The 12,452-nt window shown below is 57.3% G+C and carries 10 protein-coding genes and 1 riboswitch; of the genes, 2 read left to right on the top strand and 8 right to left on the bottom strand.

Going from position 1 to position 12,452, the window contains the following annotated elements; all coding sequences use genetic code 11:
• Positions 1-37 precede the first annotated feature (37 nt).
• From RCH91_RS09025 to RCH91_RS09000, 6 genes are all read right to left on the bottom strand, one after another.
• Positions 38-709, bottom strand: coding sequence for a hypothetical protein (locus tag RCH91_RS09025; protein WP_306534306.1), 672 nt, complete (start codon positions 707-709; stop codon positions 38-40).
• Positions 710-793: 84 nt separating this feature from the next.
• A complete protein-coding gene (locus tag RCH91_RS09020) occupies positions 794-1,255 on the bottom strand; it encodes a hypothetical protein (protein WP_306534304.1) in 462 nt (153 codons plus the stop codon).
• Positions 1,230-2,252 (bottom strand): nucleoid-associated protein, encoded by a 1,023-nt coding sequence (locus RCH91_RS09015; protein WP_306534303.1) that lies wholly within the window; start codon positions 2,250-2,252, stop codon positions 1,230-1,232. Before RCH91_RS09015 ends, RCH91_RS09020 begins: the two co-directional genes overlap by 26 nt.
• A gap of 644 nt (positions 2,253-2,896) precedes the next feature.
• Positions 2,897-4,045, bottom strand: a complete 1,149-nt coding sequence (locus RCH91_RS09010; RefSeq protein ID WP_306534302.1) for an ATP-binding protein — start codon at positions 4,043-4,045, stop codon at positions 2,897-2,899.
• Between the two features lie 30 nt (positions 4,046-4,075).
• The gene (uvrA, locus tag RCH91_RS09005) at positions 4,076-6,910 is read right to left on the bottom strand and encodes an excinuclease ABC subunit UvrA (protein ID WP_306534301.1); all 2,835 of its coding nucleotides are present in this window, start codon (positions 6,908-6,910) and stop codon (positions 4,076-4,078) included.
• Between the two features lie 169 nt (positions 6,911-7,079).
• Positions 7,080-7,379, bottom strand: a complete 300-nt coding sequence (locus RCH91_RS09000; RefSeq protein ID WP_306534300.1) for a hypothetical protein — start codon at positions 7,377-7,379, stop codon at positions 7,080-7,082.
• 270 nt (positions 7,380-7,649) lie between these two features.
• Between RCH91_RS09000 and RCH91_RS08995 the strand changes: the two genes are divergently transcribed.
• Positions 7,650-8,300: a LexA family transcriptional regulator gene (locus RCH91_RS08995; protein ID WP_306534299.1), complete on the top strand. Its 651-nt coding sequence runs from the start codon at positions 7,650-7,652 to the stop codon at positions 8,298-8,300.
• A gap of 165 nt (positions 8,301-8,465) precedes the next feature.
• Positions 8,466-8,542, top strand: a riboswitch (cyclic di-GMP riboswitch).
• A gap of 74 nt (positions 8,543-8,616) precedes the next feature.
• The gene (locus RCH91_RS08990; RefSeq protein ID WP_306534298.1) at positions 8,617-9,207 is read left to right on the top strand and encodes a hypothetical protein; all 591 of its coding nucleotides are present in this window, start codon (positions 8,617-8,619) and stop codon (positions 9,205-9,207) included.
• A 43-nt stretch (positions 9,208-9,250) separates the two neighbouring features.
• On the opposite strand, the gene ppk1 is transcribed toward RCH91_RS08990, so the two are convergent.
• Positions 9,251-11,437, bottom strand: a complete 2,187-nt coding sequence (ppk1, locus tag RCH91_RS08985; protein ID WP_306534297.1) for a polyphosphate kinase 1 — start codon at positions 11,435-11,437, stop codon at positions 9,251-9,253.
• A gap of 1 nt (position 11,438) precedes the next feature.
• Positions 11,439-12,392 carry a magnesium/cobalt transporter CorA gene (corA, locus tag RCH91_RS08980; RefSeq protein WP_306534296.1) on the bottom strand — a complete coding sequence of 318 codons (954 nt, stop codon included), beginning with the start codon at positions 12,390-12,392 and terminating at the stop codon, positions 11,439-11,441.
• Positions 12,393-12,452: the final 60 nt, after the last annotated feature.

Raw genomic sequence — 12,452 nt, 5'->3', positions numbered from 1 at the left:
ACCGGCGTGAGGTAAAAGTTGCTTTGAAACTGATTTCTTACAGTGTCTCCAATAAGTAAATTGCTGCCTTATTAAATTTCGGAGTCCATTTATAATATAGAATATACGTAAATATGTAGTTCAACAGTAAAATAACCGATATAGCATAAAATGTTATTTTTAGGCATTTACAGCGCTTGTTTATAGCCTCGAATGCGCTAGATATCTTACTGTGCAGTGATGCATATTCTTTTTCAAGAATTTCTTTTTGGTAATCATATTCCTCTTTTATGACTTCGAGATTGTGTATTTGATTTTTTGTCAATATACCCATAAGCAATGTAAATATAGATATCCCAAATAGCACAGCTGTATTTTTAATATAACCGTTTTTGATATCAATTTGAGCTGATGCGATAATTACCGCAATAGGAATTCCAAGAAGCTTGTCCTGAATATCCGCAAACGTTTTATTGATTCTCATAATAAATTCAGATTTTCGTCTCTCTATTTCATCTCTGATTTTATCGAATGAAAATTCGCTAACAAATACAGCATAATTATCGATAGCTCTTCGAGAAATCAAGTCTACTGATCTGATTAGCGCTGTAAACTTGCAGTCGTTATTTTTGACTATGTCTATTACTACCCCCCTGAGAATGTCCCGTTTATTATCTTCATGAGGAGCTGTCTGCGTAAAGTCAATTAAGCCATCAGATGTGGACGACATCTCAATGTCTGCTGCATTGTAATCAACTTTAATTTCGTATTTTTCTTTGAGCAGGTATATTAGTCGCAAGAAGCGTGGGTCTGATTAGTCAATGAAGTCAGCAATACTTTTCAAGACCTTGACAAAAGAAAGCACTGAAAAATACTTTTTTAAAGTATCCGGTGGTTCAGCACTGTCTTCAGAATAATACTGAGGCTCGTCAATAAAAAATACATTCGGTTTTTTGTGTAGAGCACCATGAATATTAAGAAGATCAGATAAAGTTTTAACGAAAGGGGCATTCGGTCCCTGATCGATATTTAGCTCAATCTCAAAAACTGCCCCAGGATAAGTGGCGTAATTAATATCAGACACTAAAATACTTGAACCATCCAAATTTGCGGTGATTTCAATGAGTCCTGCAGCATCCAGTTCTGACACTAGAGAAGAAACAGTTGTGTCTATTGGCGGTAGACGCCCTTTGACGGTTCTAACCTTCCACTGAACGTCAGAGAGTGACCTATATGTTCTTACAAGAAGATCAAGTTTCTGTTGGGGGGTCGCCATACTTTTCGTCCAAATCTGCTTTTAAATCTTTTGGTAATCCCTGAATAGTAAGAATTTCTGTATCTTTCTTATAATGAATCCTGCTGCCAAGCAGTTCTGAGTCAAAGCTAATAGCTAAGCCCTTGTCTTTACCAGAAAAACGGTATAGCCTTCTCAGGACATCCCGATGTGGCTCGAAAGTGCTAGCAAGTTGATACTTTTCTGAGTTTGCAAAGGACAAGAAGTCCTCAGGTTGCCTTTCCCATACCCGATTGGACAGATCCTCTAGAGAAACACTTTCCTTTTTTTTTCTCTTGTCCTCGCAATAATCGAACGCGAGCCTACGTAATTGCTGCAGTTCTTGATCATTAAGATTTTTCGACCCCCCGAAATCTTTTATCGCTAGGATCAGCATTTCAGTAAGTCTCTTTGAATCTGTAAATTCATCACATCCGACAAATTCTCTAAAATATTGGGATATGCCGTCAGTACCTCTTCCTTTGATAAAAGACAAGTACTTACTAGTAGAGCCGGATTTCCAATCTGTAACATTTAATCTTGCTGCAAAATGGAGCTTATTTAGATCAAGATGAATGGTTTTATTTATCTCTAAAGTAGATTCATCAATAGCAGTACCATATTTATCATTTAGCATAACTACCATAATATAATTTTTTGTTTCTGTTTTATAATGTATAAAAGCTATATAACCTCCAGTTGCAAGTGTTACATCTTTTATTTTGTTGCTTAATCTCTTCAATGATTTGATTGTATAATCTACAAAATTTGAATTTGACAATAAATATTCTTCAGTATAACTAGCGAATGGATAATTGTCTAAATCTGGATTAAATACACCGTAAGCTCTAGCACTTTTATTATTGTATATTGTCAATATTTCATCCACCAAAGTTATTACTGCTTCTGACATAGCAAGCACATCCGGTCTGGTTTGTATTTTAGTTTCGCCTGCCCCCACTGCTTTTACAACTCGGTGCACAATAAAGTTCTCAATCACAAAAAATCTCCTTCAATTTAGATTAAACAGAAGATGATTGTAGAGCCCTGTTCATATGGAGATTCAAGACATCCTTGCACTTAATCTCAGCTTGAAACTCTGACGACTCTAGCCCAACCGAGGCGCAACATAAAGATTTAGGGGCAAATACTAATTTATTTCTAATCATATGGCAACGGGAAAGACTGTCCGCGTGAGGCGCAATTCTAGTCGGACGGAATATCTTTCATGCGGAACCGTTTGTAAATCACTATCTCAAAATCCAATGACATAAAACGTCACAATTGGTACGCCAAGCATGCAAGTTAACGGTACCGCGCTGTACCTTTTTTGAGGAATCTAGGCAATCCCCACTTCATTCTTGCGCTGAGCGCTCCAGAATCCCTCCGATTTTCTCTTGCTTCTCCTCATCGAGCCCCGTCAGTTATTCATGCGGAAAGCCATCAGGCGGGCAAACACCAAAACAAGCACCGAGTACCTCGTACTTGTGGTCGGCCACGGTCCCCTGCTCGTCCAGAAAATCATAAATACGCCAGCGGTTCAGCCGGCCCTCTGGCCATCCTCCCGCCGGTATGCCCCGTCGAAGACCCGCCGGCAATTTCCTTCTCTCCTTAGCCACATGAAATCGCTAATGGTGGTTTTCCTCAGAATACACGCTCGCTCTCCGAACACAACTCCTTGAAAGGCACCACCTCCACCCCCTCCGCCAGAGGATAGCGCCGGTCCCCTGGATAGACCACCACCAATCGATCGAGCCGCAGATCTTCCAGCGCCGTCCGCATGGATGGGGTAAGCTGGGGAGCGTCTGCCCGCTTGATCTCGATGCCGATGCGGCGTCCGTCCTTGAACAGCAGCAAGTCAAGCTCCGCGCCGGCGTGGGTGGCCCAGAAGTAGGCTTCATCGGGCTGAACCAACGTGATGACCTCTTCGATGACATACCCTTCCCACGAGGCACCGCATTTCGGATGGGACAGAAGCTCGGGCAGGGTTCGGATGCCCAGCAACTGGTGCAGGAGGCCGCTGTCGCGGATATAAACCTTGGGTGATTTTACCTGGCGTTTCTTCAAATTCTCATGCCACGGCTGAAGCTGCCGGATCATGAAAACCCCTCCGAGAAGGTCCAGATAGCGGCGTATCGATGTTTCGCCAATGCCGAGAGAACGTGCCGGCTCAGCGGCATTCCAGACCTGTCCGTGGTAATGGGCGAGCATGGTCCAGAACCGGAGGAGCGTTGCGGCGGGCGTGCGGATGCCAAAGGAGGGAATGTCCCGCTCCAGAAACGTCTGGATAAAATTCTTCCGCCAGACAACACTGTCGGCATCGCTGTCGGCGAGGAAGGCGAGGGGAAAGCCTCCTCGCAACCAGTGGGTGTTATGGGCTGCTATCCCCACGTCACGAATGGTGAAACCGCCGATGGTGTGTATTTCAATCCGCCCTGCCAGGGATTCCGATGACTGGCGGAGCAGGTCGGGCGAGGCGCTCCCCAGGATGAGGAAACGGGCCGGCAGCGGAGTCCTGTCCGCAAGCACCCGCAGCACCGGAAACAGTTCGGGGCGACGCTGCACTTCATCAATGACGACGAAGCCCTGCAGATCGCGCAAAGTGGTCATCGGCTCGTCGAGACGGGCAAGGCTCAGGGGATCTTCCAGATCAACGTAGTTGAGCGAGTCGGGCGGAACAAAGGTACAGGCAAGGGTGGTCTTGCCGCACTGACGGGGACCGAGAAGGGCCACGACGCGGCTTCTGTCAAGGGCAGCGGCAAGAGCATTCTTGGTAGCATGGCGGAGAATCATGGGATGATATTACTTTGATAATCCACCACGTCAAGGCGGATTTTCAAGGTAACTCAACATCTTCCGCAGATACTGCCCCGTGTATGACCGCGTCACCCTGGCCACCTCCTCCGGGGTGCCCGTGGCGATCACCTCGCCCCCTCTGTCCCCCCCTTCGGGGCCCAGGTCGATGATGTGGTCGGCGGTCTTGATGACGTCGAGATTGTGCTCGATGATGACGATGGTGTTCCCCCCCTCCACGAGTTTTCTGAGCACCTCCAGGAGCTTGGCGATATCATGGAAGTGGAGGCCGGTGGTGGGCTCGTCGAGGATGTAGATGGTGCGGCCAGTGGCGCGGCGGGCAAGCTCCTTGGCGAGCTTCACCCGCTGGGCCTCGCCGCCGGAGAGGGTCGTGGCCGACTGGCCGAGGCGGATGTAGCCGAGCCCCACCTCCTCCAGGGTCTGGAGTTTCGTCTTGATCTTCGGGATGTTCTCCAGGAAGCGGAGCCCCTCGGAGACGGTCATGTCCAGGACCTGGGCGATGGATTTCCCCTTGTAGGCCACCTCCAGGGTCTCGCGGTTGTAGCGGGCCCCCTTGCAGACCTCGCACTGGACGTAGACGTCAGGGAGAAAGTGCATCTCGATCTTGATGATCCCGTCGCCGGAGCACGCCTCGCACCGCCCCCCCTTCACGTTGAAGGAGTAGCGCCCCGGCTTGTAGCCCCGCACCTTGGATTCGGGGAGCTGGGCGAAGAGGTCCCGGATGTCGGCGAAGACCCCGGTGTAGGTGGCGGGGTTGGAGCGGGGGGTGCGGCCGATGGGGGACTGGTCGATGTTGATGACCTTGTCGAGCTGCTCCAGCCCCCTGATCGCCCTGACCGCACCGGCCCGCTCGCGGCTCCGGTAGAGGCGCTGGCCCAGGACCTTGTACAGGGTGTCGATGACCAGGGTCGACTTCCCCGACCCCGAGACACCGGTGACGCAGGTCATGACCCCCAGGGGGATGTTGACGGTGACCGCCTTCAGGTTGTTCTCCGCGGCCCCTTCCATGGTGATGAAGCCCTTGGGCTTTCTCCGCTTCTTCGGCACGGCGATGGCCAGCTCCCCCGAGAGGTAGCGGCCCGTAAGGGAATCGGGGTTCGCCATGATCTCCGCCGGGGTACCCTGGGCCACCACACGGCCGCCGTGCTCGCCGGCACCGGGCCCCATGTCGATGACGTGGTCCGCCTCCAGGATCGTTTCCTCATCGTGCTCCACCACGAGGACCGTGTTGCCGATGTCCCGCATGTGCTTGAGGGTCTGGAGGAGCCGCCCGTTGTCCCGCTGGTGGAGGCCGATGGAGGGCTCGTCCAGGATGTAGAGGACCCCCACGAGGCTGGAGCCGATCTGGGTGGCGAGCCGGATCCGCTGCCCTTCTCCGCCGGAGAGGGTGCCGGAGGCGCGGTCCAGGGAGAGGTAGTCGAGCCCCACGTTCACGAGAAAATTGAGCCGCTCCCGGATCTCCTTGAGAATGCGGCGGGCGATCTCCTCCTCCTTGGGGGTCAGGGCCAGGGAGGCGAAGAATTCCAGGGCGTCCTTGATGGAGAGGGCGGTCACCTGCCGGATGTCGCGCCCCGCCACCTTCACGTGGAGCGCCTCGCGCTTCAGGCGCGCCCCTTCGCAGGTGGGGCACGGCATCACGTTCATGTACCGCTCCATCTCCTCGTGGACCTGCTCTGAGTCACTCTCCCGGTAGCGCCGCTCCAGGTTCGGGATCACCCCCTCGAACTCCTTGGTGTAGGTGTGGCGGCGGCCGCCGTCCTCCTCCCACCAGAACTCGATCTTCTCCCCTCCGGAGCCCCGGAGGATCACGTCCTGAACCCGCTGCGGCAGCTTCTTGAAGGGGGTCAGGATATCGAAACTGTAGGCCTTGGCCAGGGCATCGAGGGTCAGGTGATACCATCCCGAAAGGCGCTTCTCCCACGGCACGATGGCCCCGTCGCGGATGGAGAGGTCGGGGTTCGGCACCACCAGTTCCGGGTCGAAGTACATGCGGGTCCCGAGGCCGGTGCAGTCGGGGCAGGCGCCATAGGGGTTGTTGAAGGAGAACATGCGGGGGGTCATCTCGGGATAGGAGATGCCGCAGTCGATGCAGGCCAGGGCCTCGGAAAAGAGCGTGGTGTCGCCGTCCACCACCTGCACCTTCACCACCCCTTCCGCATGGTTCAGGGCCGTCGCCAGGGAGTCGGCCAGACGCCGCTCGATCCCCGGCTTGACGATGAGCCGGTCCACCACGATGTCGATGTCGTGCTTCCTGTTCTTGTCGAGGGGGATCTCCTCGGCCAGGTCGTACTGGACCCCGTCCACGACCACCCGGACGAAGCCGTCCTTCCGGAGTTGGGCCAGCTCCTTCCGGTACTCCCCCTTGCGGCCGCGCACCATGGGGGAAAGGAGCTGGAGCTTCGTCCCCTCGGCCATGGCCATGATCTGGTCCACCATCTGGGAAACGGTCTGGGAGGTGATCTCTTTGCCGCACTGGTAGCAGTGGGGGCGCCCGACACGGGCGAAGAGGAGGCGCAGGTAGTCGTAGATCTCGGTGACGGTGCCGACGGTGGAGCGGGGATTGCGGCTCGTGGTCTTCTGCTCGATGGAGATGGCGGGGGAGAGCCCTTCGATGGACTCCACGTCGGGCTTTTCCATCTGCTCAAGGAACTGGCGGGCGTAGGCCGAAAGGGATTCCACGTAGCGGCGCTGCCCCTCGGCATAAATGGTGTCGAAGGCCAGGGTCGACTTGCCTGACCCGGAGATGCCGGTGATGACCACGAGCCGGTCCCGGGGGATCTCCACGTCGATGCATTTGAGGTTATGTTCGCAAGCGCCTTTGACGATGATGGTGTCGTGTGCCATGGGATTGCGGTTCCTTCGGTATATGGTGATTGTTCCCGGGAACGTCCGGGCAACAAAATACTATAGCACGGAACAGGACAAAAAAAGGGCCGGCCCTTCGGCCGGCCCCATTGCATGACATGAAAACCCTTGCTTTTCTCGCAGCTCCCGGCAACCAGAGGTGCGCCGGTCAGTTGGGCCGGTTCTCCCAGATCTGCCGGGTGAGGTCCTCGGCCCAGGCGGCAACCTCTTCCGGCGTTCCGACGAAGAGCCCCTCGGCAGGTCCCTTCCCGCCCCTCCGCACGTAGGCATTGAAGCGGTCGAGGGCCGTCATGAGGTGGGCGAGGGTCTTCATGCTCCCCTCACCGCCGTCCTCCGGCAGCACATGATCAAAACAGGCATTCAGCAGATCATCGGCAAGCTGTCCTCCCCGGGCATCCCCCGCAAGAAGCTGTGAAACTTCGCAAAACTGTCCGTGAGCCCCTTTCATGGCGTCCTCCTCGCCCGCCTTCCGCGGGCCTTTCCTTCTCCCCTCCCTCCTCGACGGGGGAGGAACTATCTCTCAGCAATTTAACCTTGCTCCGCCCGGCATACCGTGCTAGGCTTATTTCAAGCGCAATTTCTTCCCAAACACCTCCTTGGAAAACCCAGAGGAGGATGGGTTACTTATCTACCTGGTGATTTTAATATTATCCCAAAGAAATATATTGTCAATGGATTTTTTTGATTCAGTGATATTTTTTTGCCATGGAGATATTTTATGACCACTCCCCCCATCGCCCCAACCTCCTCCCTCGGCCGCCGGATCAAGGAGATCCGGCTCAACAAAGGGTTGACCCAGAAGGAGTTTGCCGACTCCATAGGAATCGTGCAGGGTTTTCTCAGCGGCATCGAACGGGAAAAGAAAACCCCGTCGGACACCCTGCTGATTGCCCTTTGCAATCTCTATGAGATAAACGAAACCTGGCTCGCCTCGGGCCAGGGAGAGATGTACCGGACATCGCGCCGCGCCGGGCAGGCCCCCTCTTCCCCGGGCGGCTCAGGGATTCCGGTCCTGGAGCGGATTGGGGAAGAATTCCCCCGCCAGATCGGGGAAGACGACATCCGCGACCGGATTGCTCTGCCGGGGGTCGACGAGGGATGCTACGCCATCGTTGCCTACGGCGATTTCATGGCTCCCACCATCCGGGACGGCGATCTGGTGATCTTCAAGCCGGGAGAGGAGACCGAAAACGGGGCCATCGTTCTGGTCACCAACCGGTGGGGAGAGGCGATCCTGCGCCGGTATCGGGTCAGGAACGGCGACGTCGTCTACTCACCCGACAACGCCACCTATTCCCCCTTCACCCCCGCCCCGGAGACCCGGATCATCGGCACCGTGGCGGAGGTGTGGCGCAAGGTAAAGCTCTAGCTCGTCCTTACCTCAAATGGGGCAGTCGCACCCAGATTTAAGGTGGAAACAGGACTCCTCGTCAGCCCTGATATCCTGACATTACGGCAGGTTACCTCCCATGGCCGCCTTGGCACGCTCCCTGCTCTCCTTGAAAGCAAGACCGACAACCACATAGTCACCGATACACGATAATACTAAACCACCCGCGAGGGTGGGACGGAAAGCCTACAGGGTCTCCCCGAGACAGCCGGGTCGCCGAAATATCTTACGGAAGATATCTGGCCCCGGCTTTTTTGTGCCGAATCAGGGCCTTTCCATGAAAGGAGGAAGTACCATGACCAGAAAAATTGCCGCATCGCTCGCTTGCCTCGCCCTCCTGGCGGGGACCGCTCACGCCGGAAACGTGGACTTCAGCATCGGAATCAACCTGGGGAACCGGCCGGTGGCGGTGAGCTACGAGCCGGTCTACGCCCCTGCCCCCCCGCCGGTCCGCTACGAACCGGTCTACGTGCCGGCCCCGCCACCGGTGGTCATCGTCGAGCCCCCCCAATTCGTCCTCTCCCCCTCCCTCGGCTTCTACGTCGCCATGGACATCCCCTATGACCTCTTCTACGTGGGGAACCGCTACTATCTCAGCCGCAACGGCGACTGGTACGGTGGCGCATCGTACCGCGGACCGTGGGCCACGGTGAAGTACCGCTCCCTTCCCCGGGAACTCAGGCGCTACCCGGTAGCGACGATCAGACAGCATCGGGATCAGGACTACCGCCACTGGTGCAATGACAACGACCACAGGCGGTGGCAGAGCTTCCGCCCCGAGCGGGACCGGCGCGAAGTCCGCCGAGAGGAGAAGGCACGGTGGAAGGAAGCGAAGTGGCGGGAGAAGGAGTGGCGCAAGCACGGCCGTGACCGGTGGGATGATTGACAGGAAGAAGGACTGAGGCGAGAAAAACAGAGGCCCGAGAGACTTACCGGACAGTGCGCCGGACGAGTCCCCGGGCCTTTTTCTTTTTGAGGCGCGCACCTGCCTTCTGGCGCTTTTCGGCCAGGGCGATGAGGATCTCGTGGGTTCCCCGGGGGTCGTCCCCCTCCACCGGCGTCCGCTGCACGGAGGTGCCGTCGGGCTGCATCTCCCAGGCGCTCCGCTGGTCGTAGAGGTGGACGCCGAGGAGCGTCCGGATCTCCCGGCGCAACTCCGGCGTCTCCACCGGCGCCAGCACCTCCACCCGGTACTCCAGGTTCCGCTTCATGGCGTCGGCGGAGCCGATGAAGTACTCCTCGTCGCCGCCGTTGCGGAAGTAGTAGATCCGGGCATGCTCCAGGAACCGCCCCACCACGCTCACCACCCGCACCGTCTCCGAGAGCCCCGGCACCCCCGGCCGCAGGCGGCAGCTGTCACGCACGATGAGGTCGATCCGCACCCCCGCCCGGGCCGCCCGGTAGAGGGCCGCCACGATGTCGGCATCCTCCAGGGCGTTCATCTGGAACTGGATGAGCCCCGGATTCTTATCCGAATGAAGTTTTGCCTCCCGTTCGATCTTGGCCAGGAGGGCCTTCTTCAGGTGCTTCGGCGCCGGCAAGAGCTTGCGGTAGTTGCGCCGCGGGGTATAGCCGGTGGTGAGGTAATTGAAGAGCTCGGTGGCGTCCTGGCCGATGATTTCGTCGCTGGTCAGGAGCCCCAGGTCCGAGTAGATCCGGGCGGTCCCCGGGTGGTAGTTGCCGGTGCCGATATGGACGTAGCGCCGGAGGCCGTCGTAGTCCTGCCGCACCACGAGGATCACCTTGCAGTGGGTCTTGAGCCCCACGACACCGTAGGTGACGTGGATCCCCGCCTCCTCCATCCGTTCGGCGAGCCGGATGTTGGCAGCCTCGTCGAAGCGGGCCTTCAGCTCCACCGCCACCGCCACCTGCTTACCGTTGCCGGCGGCGTTCACCAGGCAGTCGATGATCCGGCTGTCGAGGGCGGTCCGGTAGAGGGTCATCTTGATGGCCCGGACCTTGGGGTCTTCGCTCGCCTCGAAGAGGAAGCGCTCCACCGAGGTGGCGAAGGACTCGTAGGGGTGCTGCAGCAGGATGGCGCCGGCGTCGCGGATCACATGAAAGATGTTCCGGTCGGTCATGAGCCGGGGGTGGTCGGTGGGGTGATGGGGGGGGTCGCGAAGCTCCGGGTAGCCGAGGCCGGCGATCTCGAAGAGATCCCGCAGGGCCAGCATCCCCTCCACCTCGAAGACGTCGGCAGCTTCGTTCAGGTCCAACTCCGCGGCGAGCATCCCCCGGTGGACCGGCCCCATGCCGACGGCCACCTCCAGCCGTACGATGGGAGCGAACCGCCGGTCCTGGAGCTCCGACTCGATCATGGAGAGGAGGTCGTCGGCCTGCTCCTCGTTCCGCTCGGTGTTGGCGTTGCGGGTGACCCGGAAGAATTCGCAGGCCGCCACCTCCATCTCCGGGAAGAGAAGGTCCAGGTTGTGCTGCATCACCTCCTCCAGGGGGACGAACCGGTCCTTGGCCCCCACCCGGAGAAAACGGGGAATCCCGGCCCCCACCGGCACCTTGACCCGGGCCAGGGAGGTCTCACGCTCCCGGGGGTAGCGGAGCGTCACGAGCAGGTTCAGGGAGAGGTTGGAGATAAAGGGGAAGGGGTGTGCAGGGTCGATGGACTGGGGAGTGACCAGGGGAAAGATGTTGCGGATGTAGTGGTCGCGGAGCTCTTTCCGCTCCCGGGCCGAGATCTCGCTGTAGCCGAGAATCTGGATGCCGGCCGGGCGCAGGAGCGTCAGGAGCTCCCCGAAGAGCCGCCGCTTGCGCTCCCCCACCTCCCGCACCACGGCGTAGCACTCCTCGATCTGCTGCCGGGGGGTGCGGCCGTCCACGGTCAGGTCCTGGATGCCGGCCCCCACCTGCTGCTTGAGGCCGCCGATCCGCTTCATGAAAAACTCGTCCAGGTTGCTGCTGACGATGGCGGCGAACTTGACCCGCTCCAGAAGCGGCGTCCGTTCATCCTCGGCCTCGTGGAGGACCCGGCGGTTGAACTCGAGCCAGGTGAGCTCCCGGTTCAGGTAGAGGCCGGGGGCGGTCAGGTCGCCGGCCGCATCCAACACGCCGGCCGCCGGTGCGGGGGCGGTTTTCTTCGGGGGCTGGACCTTGCGTGCCATGCTACAACCACCCCTTCTTCTTGAAGACGTAGAGGGGGAGGACCGCCGAGAGGACTATCAGAGTGAGGGCGAAGGGGTAGCCGAAGACCCAATCCAGCTCGGGCATGTGCTTGTAATTCATGCCGTAGATGCTGGCGATCATGGTGGGGGGGAGAAAGATCACCGACATGACGGTAAAGATCTTGATCACCTTGTTCTGCTCCACGCTCATGTGGTTGAGAAAGAGGTTCTGGAGGTAGTCGAGGCGCTCGAAGTTGAAGTTGGCGGAGATAATGAGGGAGTTCACGTCCTTCATCATCATGCTGAACTCCTTCTTCAGGGGCTCCGAGATCATGGTGCTCTTCAGGAGTGACGACAGGACCCGGTGCTTGTCGGTCAGGTTCTCCCGGATGGTGATGTTGATATCCTCGTAGTCGGTGATGTATTCGAGGAACGTGGTCGGACTGTCGAAGGACTGGGGTTCTTTCCGGCCGATGCTGGCGATGGACTTGGAAAGGGCCTCCAGGATGTCGGCGTCCATGTCGACCCGCATGGCGAGGATGCCGTTGAGAATGTCGGCCCCATCCTTGAAGGCGCGCGGGTTGAGGCGAAGCCGGCGGGAGAACTCGGTGATGATCCGGTGGTCGCTGAAGCGGATAGTCACGACGAAATGCCGCTTGAGAATGAACGATACCGTCTCGTTGTGGTACTTGTCGTCCAGCTTCACCAGGAAGTAGGTGTTAATGTCGATGCCGGTCTCGTCCTCCCAATAGCGGGAGCTGAACTCGATTTCCTCCGACTCCTGGCGGGTCGGCAGCTCCAGTTTCAGGCTCCGCTCGACAGTGGCCAGCTCATCTGTCGAAGGCGAGAGGAGATCGAGCCAGATGAGGGAGCTGATGTCGAGGTCGACGAGTTCGTCGGGCTCGACGGACACCGGCCTGAATGTATCTTCCGAGCGGAGGTACGCCTTGATCATGGGACACCGTTTCCTGGTTCACTATCGCGTAGTTACGCGCTTTAGCGATTGTAGATGCAA

It is taken from the genome of Geobacter sp., from assembly GCF_030834625.1.
In the GTDB taxonomy this organism is placed as follows: domain Bacteria; phylum Desulfobacterota; class Desulfuromonadia; order Geobacterales; family Geobacteraceae; genus Geobacter.
The sequence above is the reverse complement of the archived record's forward strand: the minus strand, read 5'-3'. Positions and strand labels throughout refer to the sequence as shown.